Origin of the sequence: Desertihabitans aurantiacus (assembly GCF_003344635.1) — a bacterium.
GTDB classification, from domain to species: domain Bacteria; phylum Actinomycetota; class Actinomycetes; order Propionibacteriales; family Propionibacteriaceae; genus Desertihabitans; species Desertihabitans aurantiacus.
Genome location: NZ_QPKK01000048.1, coordinates 1 through 17,044 on the forward strand (window position 1 = coordinate 1; position 17,044 = coordinate 17,044).

A 17,044-nucleotide genomic window follows, 5' to 3' on the forward strand; every position below is an offset into this window, starting at 1 on the left:
CCTGGTCGAGCAGCTGGAGAGCGCCCCTCCCCGCCCCCCGGCGGCCTGACCGGCCGCACCCGACCCCGACCCGAACCGAAAGAGGACAACGATGTCTGCACCCACCACCCGCGCGCCCGGCCGGCCGGTCGGCGCCGCGCTGCTCTCCCGCCGCTCGCTGCTGGCCACCGGTGGCGGTCTGGCCGCGGCGATGTCGCTCTCCAGCTGCTCCTTCTTCGAGACCAGCGCCGTCCAGGAGGGTGGCTCCGGCGACGGAGGAGCCGGCCCGAAGGGCAAGGAGGCGCCCAGCCTGGCCGCCCGCGTCGAGGCCGGTGAGCTGCCCCCGGTGGAGGAGCGGCTGCCGGCGAACCCGATGGTGGTCCAGCCGCTCAACCAGATCGGCCGGTACGGCGGCACCTGGCGCTCGGCGATGATCACCCAGGAGGACGCCACCTGGCTCACCCAGTCGATCAGCTACGAGCCGATGGTCCGCTGGATCCCCGGCTACACCGGCAAGCCCGGCACCGAGGAGATCATCCCCAACATCTGCGAGTCCTTCGAGGAGCTCGACGACGGCCGGGTCTTCCAGTTCACCCTGCGCCGGGGGATGCGGTGGTCCGACGGCGAGCCGCTCACCGTCGAGGACTTCCGGTTCACCTTCGAGGACGTCCTGGTCCACCCCGTGATGCACCCGACCGGTGTCTACGCGCTGTGGACCAACCCGGCGGACGAGAACAAGCCCGCCCGCTTCGAGTCCGAGGGCGACGTCATCCGCTACGTCTTCGACGACCCGAAGCCCGGCTTCCTCGAGGAGCTCGCGGCCAACACCCGCCTGGTCTGGCCCAAGCACTACATGCAGCAGTTCCACGCCGACTACAACCCCGACATCGACCAGCTGGTGGAGCAGGCCGGCCTCAACGACTGGGTCCAGCTCTGGGAGGCCCACACCGAGGTCGCCACCGACGCCGACGTGCCGACCCTGGACGCCTGGATGCTCACCTCCGCCCTCGGCGACGGCACCCACGTCACGGCCGTCCGTAACCCCTACTACTGGAAGGTCGACCCCGAGGGCAGCCAGCTGCCCTACATCGAGGACATCCGCAGCGAGCTGCTGCAGGACATCGAGGTCGAGCTGCTGAAGATCGTCAACGGCGAGATCGACATGCAGATGCGCAACTTCGGCACCATCCGCAACCTGCCGGTGGTCGCCGACAACCAGGAGTCCGGCGGCTACCGGATGTTCACCGTCACGCCGCAGGGGGTGAACGCGATGGTGATCGGGTTCAACCAGACGCTGCAGGACGAGGGCAAGGCCGCGATGTACGCCAACAAGGACTTCCGCGTCGGCCTCTCCCACGCCATCAACCGCCAGCGCATCATCGACACCGTCTACGCCGGGCAGACCAAGCCCTGGCAGTGCGCCCCGATGGAGACCTCCCCGGTCTACGACGAGGAGTTCGGCACCCAGTTCACCGAGTACTCCCCCGAGAAGGCCAACCAGGCCCTGGACGCGGCCGGCTACACCGAGAAGGACGGCGAGGGCTTCCGGCTCCGCGACGGGGAGCGGGTCACCGTCTCGGTGCTGGTGCCGAGCTCCTTCCCCGACCACATCGACGCCTTCGAGCTGATCAAGCAGGACTGGGCGGCGGTCGGGGTCGACACCAACGTGCAGACCATGGCCGAGACGCTGTACTGGGAGCGGGTCGAGGCGAACCAGGCCGAGGCGGGCACCTGGACCGGTGGCGGCTTCGAGGTCCGGGCCACGCAGGGCTCCAACCACTACTACCTGCCCTCCAACCCGCGGGGCTCGTCCCGGTTCGGCCACACCTGGGCGCTGTGGTACCGCAGCAACGGCGCCGAGGGCGAGGAGCCGCCGGCCGACGTCAAGCGCCAGCTGGAGCTGTTCGACCAGATGCGGGTCACCTACGACGCCGACGAGGCCACCGCGCTGGGCAAGGAGATCATCGCGATCGCCAAGGACCGGTTCTTCTACATCGGCATCTGCACCGAGGCCAACAGCTACGGCATCGTGCGCAACGACATGGAGGTGAACGTGCCCGACGAGATGTCGGGTATCAACGCCTTCCAGCCGCCGGGCCCGACCAACCCCGAGCAGTACTTCTTCACCGCGTGAGCGAGCGACCCGGACCCCTGGTCCGCGTCCCCCCGGCAACCGACCCGCACGAGAGGGTGTGATCTGACATGGCGATGTACGTGGTGCGTCGCGTGGGCCTGATGCTGGTCACCCTGCTGGCCATCTCGATCGTCACCTTCTGGATCATCCAGCTGCCCCCGGGTGACTACGTCTCCACGCTGGTCGCGGCGGCCGAGACCCGGGGCGAGACGATCAGCGTCGAGCGGGTGGCCGCGCTGCGCGAGCGGTACGGGCTGAACGACCCGTTCCTCGTCCAGTACTGGCACTGGATCACCAACATCGTCTTCCACGGCGACTTCGGCCAGTCCTTCGCCTGGAACCGGCCGGTGTCGACGCTGATCTGGGACCGGGTCGGGCTGTCGTTCTTCCTCTCGGTGAGCACTCTGCTCTTCGTCTGGGCGGTGGCCTTCCCGATCGGCATCTACTCCGCGGTCAAGCAGTACTCCCCGGGTGACTACGTGGCCACCTTCTTCGGCTTCGTGGGGATGGCCGTCCCGGAGTTCATGCTCGCCCTGGTCTTCCTCTACATCGGGGTGCGGTTCTTCAACCAGAGCGCCGGTGGGCTGTTCTCACCCGAGTACGTCGACGCGGTGTGGAACCTCGGCAAGGTCCTCGACCTCGCCTCCCACCTGTGGCTGCCGATCCTCATCATCGGCATCTCCGGCACCGCCGGGCTGATCCGCACCACCCGGGCCAACCTGCTCGACGAGCTGTACAAGCCCTACGTGGCGACGGCGCGCGCCAAGGGGCTGCCGGAGTGGAAGCTGCTGCTGAAGTACCCGGTGCGGATGTCGCTCAGCCCGTTCTTCAGCACGGTCGGCTGGCTGCTGCCCGGGCTGATCAGCGGCGAGACGATCATCTCGATCGTGCTCAGCCTGCCCACCACCGGGCCGCTGCTCTTCGGCGCCACCGAGACCCAGGACATGTACCTGGTGGGCAGCTTCGTGCTGATCCTCAGCGCCCTCACCGTGGTCGGCACCCTGCTGAGCGACATCGCGCTGGCGTGGTGGGACCCCCGTATCCGACACCAGTACCAGGGAGGCTGACCGGTGGCCGAGAAGACCATCCACCCGGGCACCCGGGTCGACCAGCCGACCGTGCTCGGCCCGGCCGGGGAGGAGGTGCCGCTGCCGACCCCGGACGCCGAGACGTCGGCCCCCGGGCCCGAACCGGCCACCGCCGGCCTGGCGGTGGGCGGCACCACCTCGCCCTGGCGGCTCATCTGGCGCAAGTTCCGCAAGCACAAGCTGGCGGTGGTCAGCCTGTGGGTGGTGATCGGGATCTACCTGATCGTCGCCTTCGCGGAGTTCCTCGCGCCCAGCACCACCCGGGCCCAGGACGCCGAGTACGCCTACGCCCCGCCGCAGCAGCTGCAGGTCTGGTCCGACACCGAGGGCCTCGGCCTGCACGTCTCCGGCTACACCGTCACCCAGGACCCGCTGACCTTCGCCCGCCACTTCGAGGTGGACGAGAGCCAGTACATCCCGGTCGGGTTCTTCGTGCGCGGCGAGCCCTACGAGATGTGGGGGTTCATCCCGATGGACCGCCACCTGATCGGTCCAGAGGACCCCAGCCAGCCGTTCTACCTGTGGGGTGCGGACCGGGCCGGGCGCGACATGCTGACCCGGATCATCTACGGCTCGCGGGTGTCGTTGTCGATCGGTCTGGTCGGGGTCGCCGCCAGCTTCCTGCTGGGGCTCACCCTGGGCGGTCTGTCGGGCTACGTCGGCGGCAAGCTGGACGCGCTGATCCAGCGGGTGATCGAGTTCCTGATGGCGATCCCCACCTTGCCCCTGTGGCTGGCGCTGTCCGCGGCGGTGCCGCCCACCTGGGGCCCGCTCACCCGCTACTTCGCGATCACGGTGATCTTGTCGGTGCTGGGCTGGACCGGGATGGCCCGGGTGGTCCGCGGGCGGTTCCTCTCGCTGCGGGAGGAGGACTTCATCACCGCCGCCAGGTTGGACGCCGTCAGCCGGCCCCGGATCATCTTCCGCCACATGGTGCCGTCGTTCTCCAGCCACATGATCGCCTCGCTGACGATGGCCGTCCCCGGGATGATCCTCGGCGAGACGGCGCTGAGCTTCCTCGGTCTGGGCCTGCAGTCGCCGGCGGTGAGCTGGGGCGTGCTGCTGCAGGACGCCCAGAACATCCGGGCGATCGAGACCGCCCCGTGGCTGATGCTCCCGGGCGCGGCGATCTTCGTCACCGTGCTGGCCATGAACTTCGTCGGAGATGGGTTACGAGATGCTGCAGACCCCTACAAGTGAGCAGACGGCCCGGCGCCGGGTCGACGACCAGCCGGTGGTCCTGCGGATCTCCGGGCTGCGCACCCGGTTCGCACTGGACGACGGCGTGGTCGACGCCGTCGAGGGTGTCGACCTGGAGGTGCGCCGCGGCGAGACGCTGGCCGTGGTCGGCGAGTCCGGCTGCGGCAAGAGCGTGATGGCGCGCTCGGTGCTGCAGCTGGTCGACCGTCCGGGCCGGATCGTCGGCGGCCAGGTCTGGGTGCCGCGGCCGCCCGAGCCGACCGCTGCCGGACGCCGGCGCGGCTGGTTCGGCCGGACCCGGCGCCCTCCACGCGCCGAGGAGGGCCCGGACGGCATGGTGGGGCTGGTCGGCGCCGACCCCGAGGTGGTCCGCGCCGTCCGCGGCAAGCGGATCTCGATGGTCTTCCAGGAGCCGATGACCTCGCTCTCGGCGGTGCACACCGTGGGCCACCAGATCACCGAGGCGATCCAGCTGCACGAGCCGATGACCAAGCAGGAGGCCCGCGAGCGGGTGGTCGACCTGCTCCGCAAGGTCGGCATCGCCGCGCCGGAGAAGCGGGTGGACGCCTACCCGTTCCAGCTCAGCGGCGGGATGCGGCAGCGGGTGATGATCGCGATGGCGCTGTCCTGCGACCCCGAGCTGCTGATCGCCGACGAGCCGACCACCGCCCTCGACGTCACCACCCAGGCCCAGATCCTGGAGCTGCTGGGCCGGCTGCGCGACGAGCTCGGGATGGCGATCATGCTCATCACCCACGACCTCGGGGTGGCCGCCCAGCTCGCCGACTCGGTGGCGGTGATGTACCTCGGCCGGGTGGTGGAGCGCGGCGACCTCGCCGAGGTGTTCCGCGACCCCCGGCACCCCTACACCCAGGCCCTGCTCCGCTCGGTGCCCAAGCTCGGCCGGCGCACCGGCGAGCGGCTGGCCCCGGTCCGCGGGATGGTGCCGCACCCCTACGCCCGTCCGAGCGGCTGCAGCTTCCGTGACCGGTGCGACCACTTCATCGAGGGCGTCTGCGACACCGCGCTCCCGCCGGTGGTGCGCGACGAGCACGGCCACGAGGTGCGCTGCGTCCTGTACCAGGAGGATCGACGATGACCCAGCCGACCGCGACCGCACCCGCGCCGCAGCCCGCGCCCGCCGAGCCGCTGCTCGAGACCCGCGCGCTCACCAAGACCTTCCCGATCCGCAAGGGGTTCCTCAGCCGGACCGTCGGCGAGGTCAGGGCCGTCGCCGAGGTCGATCTGCAGATCCGCCCCGGGCAGACCGTGGGCCTGGTCGGGGAGTCCGGGTGCGGCAAGAGCACGCTCGGCCGCTGCATCCTGCGGGCCCACCAGCCGACCTCGGGTGAGATCCGCTACCGCCGCGCCGACGGCGAGGTGGTCGACCTGGCGCAGCTGAGCGAGAAGGAGCTCAAGCCCTACCGGCGCGACATCCGGATGGTCTTCCAGGACCCCTTCTCCTCGCTCAACCCGCGGATGACCCTGCTGGAGCTGGTGGGGGAGCCGCTGCTGGTCAACCACGTGGTGCCCAAGAACCAGATCGAGGGCCGGGTGGCCGAGCTGCTGCGGCGGGTGGGGCTGCGCCCGGAGTACCTGCACCGCTACCCCAACGCCTTCTCCGGCGGTGAGCGCCAGCGCGTCGGGCTGGCCCGGGCGCTCGCCCTGGACCCCCGGCTGGTGGTGGCCGACGAGGCGGTGAGCGCGCTGGACGTCTCGGTCCGGGCGCAGATCCTCAACCTCATGAAGGACCTCCAGGAGGCGGAGGACCTCACCTACCTCTTCATCTCCCACGACCTCGGCATGGTCGAGTACATGGCCGACGAGGTGGTGGTGATGTACGTCGGCCGGGTGGTCGAGACCGGTCCGACCGACGAGCTCTACACCCGTCCGCTGCACCCCTACACCGAGGCCCTGCTGTCCTCGGTGCCCGATCCCGACCCCAACACCGCACGGCGGCCGGAGCGGATCGTGCTGCGCGGTGAGGTGGCCGACCCCTCCGACGTGCCGCCCGGCTGCCCGTTCAACCCGCGCTGCTTCTACGCCGAGGAGCGCTGCCGGACCGAGGTGCCGGCCCTGCGGGAGGTGGCGCCCGGGCGCCGGGCCGCCTGCCACTTCGCCGAGACGCTGCAGCTGCGCGGCATCGAGGAGCTGGGCGCCGCCTGAGCGGCCCGGCACCCCCACGACCACCCGAAGCACCACGGAGGACGTAGATGGACCCCCGATTCGACGGGCGCCTGGCGCCTGCCCCCGACGACCCCGCCCTGCAGCAGGCGCTGCTCCCGGTCCTGCACGAGGCCGACAGCCACGCGGCCACGCTGGCTGAGACGGCCACCGGCGACCTGCTGTGCGCCTGGTTCAACGGCCCGCAGGAGGGCGACCGGGAGACCAATGTGGTGGTCTCGCGGCTGGCCTCCGGCAGCGACCGCTGGAGCGCTCCGGAGCTGGTGGCTGCCGACCCCGACCGCTCGGAGCAGAACCCTGTGCTCTTCACCGAGCCGGGAGGCCGGGTCTGGCTGCTGCACACCTCCAACGAGCCGCACGACCGGAGCACCGCGCACGTGCTGGCGCGCACCTCCGACGACGCCGGACGCACCTGGTCCGAGCCGCGGCGGATGTTCGAGGGCCCGTCGGGGTTCTTCCTGCGCAACCCGCCGCTGGTGCTGGCCGACGGCAGCTGGCTGCTGCCGGCCTACCGGGTGGACGCCGAGGGCGAGATCAGCGTGGTCGCGATCAGCACCGACGCCGGCGCCGGTTGGGAGGTGCACGAGGTGCCCGGCAGCCGGCACCGGGTGCAGATGAGCCCGGCGGTCTGCCCCGACGGGAGCCTGCTGGCGTTGTTCCGCTCCCGCGCGGCGGACCGGCTCTACGCCTCCCGCTCCACCGACCTCGGCCGCACCTGGAGCACGCCGGTGCGCACCGCGCTGCCCAACAACAACTCCGCGGCCCAGCTCGTCGCCCTGGCCGACGGACGACTGGCGCTGGCCTACAACGACGCCTCGCTCGAGCGCGACCAGCACCGCTGGGTCCGCGCCGGCGACACCTGGCGCAAGAAGGCCGTCCGCACCCCGCTGACGCTGGCGCTGTCGGAGGACGGCGGCCGCAGCTGGCCGCACCGGCGCAACCTGCAGGTGGCCGACGTGGAGTACAAGGACCGGCCCTCCGGCTACTCCTACCCGGCCCTGCTGCAGACGTCCGACGGACGCCTGCACGTGGCCTACTCCTTCCTGCGCAAGACGCTGAAGCACGTGGTCCTCGACCCGGCCTGGATCACCTCCAGCGAGGACGGCGGCGCCGAGCTGGACACCCTGGAGGACGTCCTGTGACGGCGCAGGTCGAGCGCTGGGGGGTGCACGAGATCCGCCTCGAGGGGCCGTCGGAGGGCAACCCGTTCACCGACGTCGAGCTGGTCGCGACCTTCCAGCACCGCAACCGCGACGTGGTGGTGGACGGGTTCTACGACGGCGACGGCCGCTACCTCGTCCGGTTCTCCCCCGACCAGGAGGGCCGCTGGACCTATCGCACCTCCAGCTCGGTGCGCGAGCTGGACGGGGTGCGCGGTGAGCTCGTGGTCGGGCCGCCGGGGCCCGGCAACCACGGACCGGTCCGGGTGGCGGGCACCTCCCACTTCCGCCACGCCGACGGCACCCGCCACGAGTCCTTCGGCACCACCTGCTACCACTGGACCCACACCGGCGACGAGGAGCACGAGGAGCGCACGCTGCAGGCGCTGGCCGGCTCACCGTTCAACAAGGTGCGGATGTGCCTGCTGCCCACCCAGAACATGCGCCCGCCCCGGCTCGCCTTCGTCGGCACCGAACCGGGCCGGCTGGACAAGACCCGCTTCGACGTCACCTTCTTCGCCCATCTCGAGCGTCGGATCCGCGACCTGCAGGAGCTGCAGATCGAGGCCGACCTCATCCTCTTCCACCCCTACGACAAGGGGCACTGGGGGGTGGACGACATGTCGGCGGAGGAGGACCGGTTCTACCTGCGCTACGTCGTCGCCCGGCTGGCCGCCTTCCGCAACGTCTGGTGGTCGATCTCGAACGAGTTCGACTTCAACAAGGCCAAGACGATGGCCGACTGGGACGCCCTGCTGCAGCACCTGCAGCGGATCGACCCGTACCGGCGGCTGGCCTCGATCCACAACGGCACCGCGATGTACGTGCACGCCTCGCTCTACGACTTCGCCAAGCCCTGGACGACCCACCAGAGCATCCAGCACTGGGACGCCACGCTCACCGCGCAGTGGCGGGCCGCGCACCCCAAACCGGTGGTCATCGACGAGATCGGCTACGAGGGCGACATCGACCGGCGCTGGGGCAACCTCAGCGGCCGCGACCTGACCCGGCGGTTCTGGCACACCGTCACCGGCGGTGGGTTCATGGGCCACGGCGAGTGCTACGTCGACTCCACGCCGGCCTGGATCTCCGCCGGCGGGCAGCTGGTGGGTGAGAGCCCGGCCCGGATCGCCTTCCTCCGGCAGCTGGTCGCCGAGGGGCCGGCGGACTGGGTCGCCGCCCGGGAGGACGGCTACCGGCTCGACTACTTCGGTGAGCGCCGCTACGCCCACCACGACCTGGAGCTCGGCGAGGACGAGCACCTGGTCGACGTGATCGACACCTGGGAGATGACCGTGACCACCCTGCCCGGCACCTACCGCGGACGCTGCCGGATCCCGCTCGAGCCCCGACCAGACCTCGCCGTGCGGGTGCGGAGGGCGGCATGAGCACCGTCGTGCAGGACGGGCGGACCGAGGTCGGCTGCTGGCAGGTGGTCACCCTCGACCTGACCGGCACCGCTGCGGTCGAGGCCACCTTCACCGGGCCCGACGGGCGGGAGGCGGTGGCCGAGACGGTCGAGGTCGACGGTCGCCGGCTGGTCCGCTTCGCCCCCGACGCCGAGGGTGACTGGAGCTGGGAGGCGACCGACGGCGCCGGGTCGCCGACCGGCTCGGGCGGGCTGCGCTGCACCTCCCCGGGCGCCGGGGAGCACGGTCCGCTGCGGGTCCGGGGCACCCGGTTCGTGCACGCCGACGGCACCCCGCACCACCCGATGGGCACCACCGCCCTGTTCTGGCACCACCGCGACGGGCAGGAGCGGGCGGCCACGCTGCGCAGCCTGGCCGGCTCGCCGTTCAACGCCGTCCGGATGTCGGTGCTGGCCGAGGACGCCCGCGACTGGCCCGACGAGACCGGTCTCGACGCCGTGGAGACCGCGGTGCGGGAGCTGGCCGGGCTGGGGGTGCGGGCCGAGCTGGTGCTGTCCGGGCCGCACCCGGCCGTCCGCCCGGGCGCACCCGGCTGGGAGCAGCACCTGCGGCGGGCGGTCGCCCGGTTCGCGGCCAGCAGCCACGTCTCCTGGTGCCTGGCCCTGGACGCCGACCGGCTCGGGCTGCCGGGCGAGGTGTGGGACGAGTCGCTGCGGCTGCTGGCCGAGGCCGACGCGGGTCGGCGGCTGCGCACCGTCCACGCCGCGCCCGGGTTCGACTTCGGCCACCGGCTGATCACCCACAGCACCGTCCGCGACGACGGTCGCTGGGAGGCCCACGACCTGGTCCGGGCCTTCGCCAAGCCGGCCCTGCTGGACGTCGGCGCCGAGGGCGACGCACCCGTGCCCGGCGGCGGACTGACCGCGGAGGAGCTGGTCTCCCAGACCTGGTGGGCGCTCTGCCGCGGCGGCTACGGCTGGCACACGGAGGAGTTCGTCGAGCGGTCCTGGAGCCGGCACGGCGGGACGCTGACCGGGGCCGCGCTGCCGCGGCTGGCGTTCCTGCGCGGGGTGCTCGAGGGGGCCCCGGACGGCCTGGCCCGCAACCCGGTCGAGCGGCACACCTTCACCCTGGAGCGTCCGGGCCACTACTACCTGCAGTACCACGGGCTGCACCGCTACTCCCGGCACCGGGTGGAGCTGCCCGAGGACGCCGACTTCACCGTCGAGGTGATCGACACCCAGCAGCTGACGATCGACCGGCTCCCGGGCACCTACCGCGGCGGGTCGTGGCTGGAGCTGCCGCGCCGGCCGTTCCTCGCGCTGCGGATGGTCCGGTGCTGAGCGCGGCCGAGGTCGCCGCCTTCTGGGCGCCCGGCGCCGAGCAGCCGGGTGGGTGGACCGGGCTGCTCGGCCGCTCGCTGGTGGTCTCGCGGGGTCGGCCGTGGGCTGCGGTCACCCCGGGGCTGCGCGAACCGCGGGTGCAGCTCGAGGACGACCTGGTCCGGGTCACCGGTCGGGTCGGCGGGCTCGCCGTGGAGGTCCGGGCGCGGCTGCAGCCGGGCCGGCTGTGGCTGGACCTGGTGTGGCGCAACGACTCCGACGCGACGGTGGAGGACCTGGCGGTGGGGCTGCAGCTGGACGGCCCGGCCGGCGCGGTCGTCACCCTGCCGCAGGTGGTCTACGCCGACAACCCCTCCGCCGACCCCGACCGGCCGGTGCCGCACGTCGGCCGCGGCGGTTTCGTCACCGAGCTGCACCGGTTGCCGGTGCCCGGGGCCTGCCTGCAGTCCGGCAACGGCGCCACCACCACGCTGGTGGTGCTGCCCGACGCCGACGAGGACGAGGCGGGCCGGGTCCACTACGGCTCACTCGGGGTGGTCAGCGAGGACGACGGCACCCGGGTGCTCGCCCTCAGCGGGGTGGTCGCCTTCGACGGCGAGCCCGACGTCACCTACGTGCACAAGGCCCGGGTGGCCCACACCGACCGCGGCTACCGCACGCTCGCCCCCGGGGCGACCCTGCGGCAGCGGCTGCTCCTCGACCGGGGCCACGCCGTTCCCGGGCACGGCTTCCGCGAGCTGGTGCGGATCGGGCGGGAGGTGTTCGGCGGCGGCGAGCGCGTCCGGACCGGGCCGCTGAGCGACGCCGAGCACACCGACCTGCGGCTGGCGGCGCTGGACGCCCGCTTCTTCGCCGACGGCGAGGTGGCCGGGTACGTCAAGTTCCCCGCCTGGGGCGAGCCGCGGCGGCGTCCCGGCCGGCCGGCCGTCGACTTCCTCTACGGCTGGACCGGGCAGTGCCTCCGGCTGGCCTGGTGCGACGCCTGGGTCGGCCTGGAGCGCGGGCAGCCGGGACGGGTCCGACGGGCCCGGGCCGCGGTCGACTTCTACCTGGCCGGGTCCGCCACCGAGGTGCCCGGGCTGCGGCTGAACTCCTACATCCACGACGAACGCCGCTGGCAGGGGCTGCGCCGGCGCGGGGTCGAGCTGGTCTCGTCCCGCGCGCACGGGGAGACCCTGTGCGACCTGGCCGACCTGGTGACGCTGCTGCGGCGCCACGGCGAACCGGTGCCGCCGGCCTGGCTGGAGGCGCTGCGGGAGGGTGCGGAGCTGGTGACGACGGCCGTGCTCCCGTCCGGGCTGGTCCCGGTGGGCTGGCAGCCGGACGGGACGCCGGGGTCGGACCTGGCCTGCTCGGCCGGCATCCCCGCCGTGCAGGCGGTGGCCCGGGCCGCCCACGTGCTCGGCGACGACCGGCTGCTCGGGCGGGCCGTCGAGCTGGCCGAGGCGTACCACGAGCTGCACACCCGCACCTTCGCGCGCCCGTTCACCCACTCCACCCTCGACGCGGCGTGCGAGGACAAGGAGGGCGGGTTGGGCTACCTCGCACTCGTGCTGGAGCTCCACGACCGCACCGGCGAGCAGCGCTGGCTGGAGCGGGCCGAGGTGACCGCGGACTGGCTGCTCACCTGGGTCTACCACTGGAACCCCCGCCACGACCGCGGCGCCCCCTTGCGCGAGCGCGGGTTCGACGCGGTCGGCTGGCCGGGGGTCAGCGTGCAGAACCACCACCTCGACGTCTTCTTCCCGACCTTCGACCTGTGGCGGCTGGGCCGCCTCACCGGGGAGACGCACCTGCAGCGGTGGGCCCGGACCATCCTGGCCACGATGGGCCAGGGGGTGTGCCGGACCCCGGGGGAGTGGGGCTTCGACGTGGTCGGGGAGCAGGGTGAGGCGTTCTTCGTCACCGAGTGGCAGGACCGGGGCACCAGCAACACCTGGAACCCCTCCTGGGTGATCGCGCTACCGCTGTGGCAGCTGCTGCGCTTCGCCGAGGTCGGAGTCGACGACGTGGCGGACCACGTCGGGCTCGGCGACCCGCTCGAAGGTGCAGTCGCGCAGGCGTAGCCCGCGGATCGGTGCGTCCGGCAACCCGACCAGGTTGAGCGCCCGGCCGGCCGAGCCCACCCGCAGCCCGCGCACCTCGATGTCGGCGACCTCGGGCGGGAACTCCCCGGTGGTGACCCGACCGTAGTCGAGGGCGATCTCGACCGCCGCCTGGCTGACCGTGCCGACCTCGATGTCGGCGAAGAGGACGTCGCGGACGTAGCCGCCGCGGTCGGGGTTGGACTTGATCCGCAGCGCCCGCTTGAGCTCGGGGCTGCTCATCTCGCACCGGTAGGCCACCACGTCGCGGATGCCGCCGCTGGTCTCGCTGCCCAGGGTGACCCCGCCGTGACCGGCCCGCATCCGGCAGTCCAGCACCGCGATCCGCTCGCTGGGCACGCCGACCGCACGCCCGTCGGCGTCCTTGCCGGACTTCACCGCGATGCAGTCGTCGCCGGTGTCGAAGGTGCAGCCGAGGATGAGCACGTCGCGGCAGGACTCGGGGTTGCAGCCGTCGTTGTTGTTGCCGTGGCTGTCCACGGTGACGTCACGGATCGTGACGTTGGTGCAGAGCACCGGGTGCAGGGTCCACATCGGGGAGCGGCGGAAGGTGAGGCCCTCGACCAGCACGTCGGTGCAGTCGTAGAGCTGCACCATGCTCGGACGCAGGTGGTGGCCCTCGCCGAAGACCCGCTCCTCGACCGGGACGCCGGCGGCGGCCGCCGCCAGCAGCCGCTGCTTGGCCGGGCCCTCGTCCGGCGCCGGTGCCTTCACCCAGTTCCACCAGTGCTGCGGACCGGCGCGGCCGTCCAGGGTGCCGCGACCGGTGAGCGCGACGTTGCGGCGTCCGACCGCGTAGACGAAGGGGGAGTAGTTGTAGCAGTCCACGCCCTCGTAGCGGGTGCGGACCACCGGCAGGTAGTCGGCGGGGTCGCGGCTGAACTCGAGCACGGCGCCCTCGGCCACGTGCAGCTCGACGTCGTCGAGCAGGTGGACCGCCCCGGTGCGGTAGCGCCCGGCCGGCACCAGCACCCGCCCGCCCCCGGCGGCCGAGCAGCGGGAGACCGCCTCGGCGATGGCGGCGGTGCAGTCGGTGACGCCGTCGCCGACCGCGCCTGAGTGGGTGACGTCGACGACGTGGTCGGGGAACCTCGGCTCCTGGATCCGGGCCCGGATCCGGGCGATGCGCTGCTCTGCGTCCTCGGTGGTGGCCGGCACCCTCCGACCCTAGGGCAGCGCGGGTGCGGGCGGGGCGGTCCTCAGGGGATGGTCCCGACCACCGGACCAGGTCGTTCCCGACCGGCGGTGCGAGGCCGTCGGAGGACGTCGTCCTCCCCAGGGTTGTGCACACCCTGGGGAGAACCACACTGGTGTAGTTCGCCCGGTCAGGCCTCGGCGCGCACCGGACCCGCGACGTCCTCGCGCCCGGGCAGTTCAGGCTTGGCCGGCGGTCGCGCCGGCAGCTGGACCGCCAGCGCCAGGGCCACCACGGCGAGCCCGGCCGCCACCACGAACGCCAGCTGGATGCCGCTCATCCGCGCGTCCACCTCGACCAGCCCGGACTCGACCAGCCCGCTGGTGCGCGCCGCCATCACCGTCACCAGCAGCGCCGATCCGGCCGCCCCGGCGACCTGCTGGAGCGTGCCCACCCAGGCCGAGCCGTGGGAGTAGGTCTGTGGCGCGAGGCTGTTCAGACCCGCGGTCATGGTCGGCGTGAAGGTCAGGCCGAGGGCGAAGGAGAGCCCGGTGTAGAGCAGCACCAGCAGCCAGATGGGGGTGCCCAGGTCGGACCGGCTGAACAGGAACAAGGTCGTCGACAGGACCAGCACCCCGGGCACCACCAGCACCCGCGGGCCGACCCGGTCGTACAGCCGTCCGACCAGCGGGCCCATCACCCCCATCATCACGCCGCCGGGCAGCACGAGCAGGCCCGACTGCGCCGGGGTGAGCCCGCGCAGCTCCTGCAGGTAGAGCGGCAGCAGCACGATGACGCCGAACAGGCTGCCGAAGCTCACCATCATGATCCCCAGCGCGATCGCGAAGGTGCGGTTGCGCCAGGTGCGCAGGTCGAGCAGCGGCCGGTCGACCTTCTGCAGGGCGCGCTGGCGCAGCAGGAACGCCACGATGGCCACCACCCCGATGCCCAGCGGGACGAGCAGGTTGCCGAGGTGGCCGCTGGCCTCGCCGAGCTGGGTGAGGGCGTAGACCAGACCGCCGAAGCCGAGCGCCGACAGCGGCACCGAGACCACGTCGACGGGAGCCTTCCGCGGCTCGCCGAAGTTCTTCAGCCGCAGCGCGCCGGCCACCAGCATGGCCGCGCCGATCGGCAGCATCAGGCCGAACACGGCGCGCCAGGAGAAGTGCTCGAGGATGAACCCGGAGACGGTCGGCCCGAGCGCGGGGGCGACCGAGATGACGATCGAGACGTTGCCCATCACCCGTCCGCGCCGCTCCAGCGGCACCAGGGTGAGGATGGTCGTCATCAGCAGCGGCATCATCACCGCGGTGCCGCTGGCCTGCACCACGCGGCCGACCAGCAGCAGAGGGAAGGTCGGCGCGACCAGGCAGAGCAGGGTGCCGAGGTTGAACAGCCCGAGGGCGAGGAAGAACACCGTCCGGGTGCGCAGCCGCTGCAGGATGAACCCGCTCAGGGGGATCACGGTGGCCATGGTCAGCAGGAACGCCGTGAGCAGCCACTGGGCGGTGGTGGCCTCCACCCGCATCGCCTCGCGGATCGGCGGGATGGCCACCGACATGGTGGTCTCGTTGAGGATGAGGACGAACGCCGACAGCAGCAGGATCGGGATGATCCCGCGGGTGTCCTGCGCGGGCGCCTGGGCCGGTGCGGAGTCGTGCATGGGCGTGTCCTTCCATCCGGGTCTGCGGGTGTGACCCGTGGGCGCTGAGGAACTCGTCGTCGAGGGGGGAACCCCGCCGCGAGAACCGCTGGCGGACGGCCTCGAGGCTAGTCGAGTCAAGCAGGGGTGTCAGACGGTTATTCCCCCTCCGCGGACGCCGATCCGGACCGACTTGCCGGGACGACCGGGAAGGGCATAGGGATCTGCCATGTCCGCTGCCCCCGGCCCCTCCGAGACCGCGCCGCTGCTCGTCCGCGGCGTCCGGCGGGTGGGGCTGCTCGACCGCCCCGACGACGCCGCCCCGCTCGACCTGCGGCTGGCCGGCGGCCGGGTGGTCGAGGTCGGCCCGCGCCTGCCCGCCCGCGGGGACGCGGTGCTCGACGCCGGTGGCGCCTGGACCGTCCCGGGCCTGTGGGACCAGCACGTCCACCTGGGCCAGTGGGGATCCACCTTCCGCCGGCTCGACACGGCCAGCAGCGAGCAGCCCGCCGACGTGCTCGCGCTGGTCGCCGAGCGGGTGGCCCGGCTGGCCGCCGAGGGCGCGTCCCCGACCGAGGTGGTCACCGGCTACGGCCACCGCACCGGCTCCTGGTGGCAGCCGCCGCTGGTCGCCGACCTGGACGCCGTCAGCGGCGACCACCCGGTGGTGCTGGTCAGCGGCGACGTGCACAGCGGCTGGCTCAACACCGCCGCGCTGCGGATGCTGGGGATGGCGCCACGGGAGCACCCGGTGGAGGAGCGGGAGTGGTTCGAGCTGCAGCCGCGGCTGCTGGAGCTGCCCGGTGCGGCCGGGGAGTGGGAGCGCGGGATCGTCCAGGCCGCGGCGGCCGCGGCCGGTCGCGGGGTGGTCGGCGTCACCGACCTCGAGTTCGCCCCGAACCACCGGGTCTGGCCCGCCCGGCTGGCCGAGGGGCTGCGGCTGCGGGTCCGCGCCGGCGTCTACCCGGGCTCGCTCGGAGAGGTGGTCGAGGCCGGGCTGCGCACCGGCCAGGTGCTCGACCCCGCCCGCGACCCGGACGGGCTGCTCACCATGGGGCCGCTGAAGATCATCTCCGACGGCTCGCTCAACACCCGCACCGCCTGGTGCTGCCAGCCCTACGCCGTCACCTCCGCCGAGCTCGTCGAGCAGGTCGGCCCGACCGGCAGCGAGCACCACGGCGGGCCCAACTACTCCGCCGACGAGCTGGAACGACTGCTGACCACGGCCCGGCGCTCCGGGCTCGAGGTGGCCGTGCACGCGATCGGCGACGCCGCCGTGCGGGCCGCGGTGGCCTGCTTCGAGCGCACCGGGGCGTCCGGCAGCATCGAGCACGCCCAGCTGGTCCGGGTCGAGGACGTGGCCGCGATGGCCCGGCTCGGGCTGGCGGCCAGCGTGCAGCCGGCGCACCTGTGGGACGACCGCGACGTCACCGAGCTGAACTGGCCCGGCCGCTCCGACCGCTGCTTCATGTTCCGGGCGATGCTGGACGCCGGGGTCGAGCTGCGGCTCGGCTCCGACGCCCCGGTCTCCCCGCTCGACCCCTGGCGCTCGATGGCCGCCGCGGTGCACCGCTCGGGTGACGACCGGGCGCCGTGGCACCGCGAGCAGGCGCTCACCGCGGCCGAGGCGCTGGCGGCCTCCACCGACGGCGTGCACGCCCTGACGGTCGGCGCGCCGGCCGACCTCGTGCTGCTCGACCGGCA

Annotated in this window: 12 protein-coding genes; 10 read left to right on the forward strand and 2 right to left on the reverse strand. The window is 72.8% G+C overall.

The features are described from left to right. The first annotated feature begins 91 nt into the window (after positions 1 to 91). The 9 genes from DVA66_RS06140 to DVA66_RS06185 all read left to right on the forward strand — a co-directional run bounded on the left by DVA66_RS06140 (position 92) and on the right by DVA66_RS06185 (position 12,524). The gene (locus DVA66_RS06140) at positions 92 to 2,113 is read left to right on the forward strand and encodes an ABC transporter substrate-binding protein (RefSeq protein ID WP_114559271.1); all 2,022 of its coding nucleotides are present in this window, start codon (positions 92 to 94) and stop codon (positions 2,111 to 2,113) included. Positions 2,114 to 2,181: 68 nt separating this feature from the next. Next, the gene (locus DVA66_RS06145) at positions 2,182 to 3,180 is read left to right on the forward strand and encodes an ABC transporter permease (protein WP_114559272.1); all 999 of its coding nucleotides are present in this window, start codon (positions 2,182 to 2,184) and stop codon (positions 3,178 to 3,180) included. Between the two features lie 3 nt (positions 3,181 to 3,183). Beyond that, positions 3,184 to 4,401 (forward strand): ABC transporter permease, encoded by a 1,218-nt coding sequence (locus DVA66_RS06150; protein WP_232821802.1) that lies wholly within the window; start codon positions 3,184 to 3,186, stop codon positions 4,399 to 4,401. Continuing rightward, entirely contained in the window at positions 4,367 to 5,500 is a 1,134-nt protein-coding gene (locus DVA66_RS06155; protein ID WP_232821803.1) for an ABC transporter ATP-binding protein, read from the forward strand. Before DVA66_RS06150 ends, DVA66_RS06155 begins: the two co-directional genes overlap by 35 nt. Beyond that, positions 5,497 to 6,567, forward strand: a complete 1,071-nt coding sequence (locus DVA66_RS06160; protein ID WP_114559274.1) for an ABC transporter ATP-binding protein — start codon at positions 5,497 to 5,499, stop codon at positions 6,565 to 6,567. The genes DVA66_RS06155 and DVA66_RS06160 overlap by 4 nt, the downstream gene beginning before the upstream one ends. 47 nt (positions 6,568 to 6,614) lie before the next feature. After that, on the forward strand, positions 6,615 to 7,727 hold the full coding sequence (locus DVA66_RS06165; protein WP_114559275.1) for a sialidase family protein: 1,113 nt from the start codon (positions 6,615 to 6,617) through the stop codon (positions 7,725 to 7,727). After that, on the forward strand, positions 7,724 to 9,133 hold the full coding sequence (locus DVA66_RS06170; protein ID WP_114559276.1) for a DUF5060 domain-containing protein: 1,410 nt from the start codon (positions 7,724 to 7,726) through the stop codon (positions 9,131 to 9,133). The genes DVA66_RS06165 and DVA66_RS06170 overlap by 4 nt, the downstream gene beginning before the upstream one ends. Continuing rightward, on the forward strand, positions 9,130 to 10,458 hold the full coding sequence (locus tag DVA66_RS06175; protein ID WP_114559277.1) for a DUF5605 domain-containing protein: 1,329 nt from the start codon (positions 9,130 to 9,132) through the stop codon (positions 10,456 to 10,458). Before DVA66_RS06170 ends, DVA66_RS06175 begins: the two co-directional genes overlap by 4 nt. Continuing rightward, positions 10,452 to 12,524, forward strand: coding sequence for a hypothetical protein (locus tag DVA66_RS06185; RefSeq protein ID WP_157973863.1), 2,073 nt, complete (start codon positions 10,452 to 10,454; stop codon positions 12,522 to 12,524). The genes DVA66_RS06175 and DVA66_RS06185 overlap by 7 nt, the downstream gene beginning before the upstream one ends. Here DVA66_RS06185 and DVA66_RS06190 read toward each other — a convergent pair. Both DVA66_RS06190 and DVA66_RS06195 read right to left on the reverse strand, forming a co-directional pair. After that, positions 12,420 to 13,721 (reverse strand): glycoside hydrolase family 28 protein, encoded by a 1,302-nt coding sequence (locus DVA66_RS06190; protein ID WP_232821804.1) that lies wholly within the window; start codon positions 13,719 to 13,721, stop codon positions 12,420 to 12,422. The genes DVA66_RS06185 and DVA66_RS06190 overlap by 105 nt on opposite strands. A 167-nt stretch (positions 13,722 to 13,888) precedes the next feature. Further along, positions 13,889 to 15,361, reverse strand: a complete 1,473-nt coding sequence (locus tag DVA66_RS06195; RefSeq protein ID WP_114559280.1) for an MDR family MFS transporter — start codon at positions 15,359 to 15,361, stop codon at positions 13,889 to 13,891. A gap of 208 nt (positions 15,362 to 15,569) precedes the next feature. Here DVA66_RS06195 and DVA66_RS06200 point away from each other — a divergent pair. Further along, positions 15,570 to 17,044: amidohydrolase (locus tag DVA66_RS06200; protein WP_114559281.1), on the forward strand; the 1,475-nt coding region annotated here is incomplete at its 3' end.

What these genes read in the sequence shown, in the direction of transcription:
- DVA66_RS06140 (WP_114559271.1), top strand. Translation starts at nt 92, where the DNA reads ATGTCTGCACCCACCACCCGCGCGCCCGGCCGGCCGGTCGGCGCCGCG.
- DVA66_RS06145 (WP_114559272.1), top strand. Translation starts at nt 2,182, where the DNA reads ATGGCGATGTACGTGGTGCGTCGCGTGGGCCTGATGCTGGTCACCCTG.
- DVA66_RS06155 (WP_232821803.1), top strand. Translation starts at nt 4,367, where the DNA reads ATGGGTTACGAGATGCTGCAGACCCCTACAAGTGAGCAGACGGCCCGG.
- DVA66_RS06160 (WP_114559274.1), top strand. Translation starts at nt 5,497, where the DNA reads ATGACCCAGCCGACCGCGACCGCACCCGCGCCGCAGCCCGCGCCCGCC.
- DVA66_RS06165 (WP_114559275.1), top strand. Translation starts at nt 6,615, where the DNA reads ATGGACCCCCGATTCGACGGGCGCCTGGCGCCTGCCCCCGACGACCCC.
- DVA66_RS06175 (WP_114559277.1), top strand. Translation starts at nt 9,130, where the DNA reads ATGAGCACCGTCGTGCAGGACGGGCGGACCGAGGTCGGCTGCTGGCAG.
- DVA66_RS06195 (WP_114559280.1), bottom strand. Translation starts at nt 15,361, where the DNA reads ATGCACGACTCCGCACCGGCCCAGGCGCCCGCGCAGGACACCCGCGGG.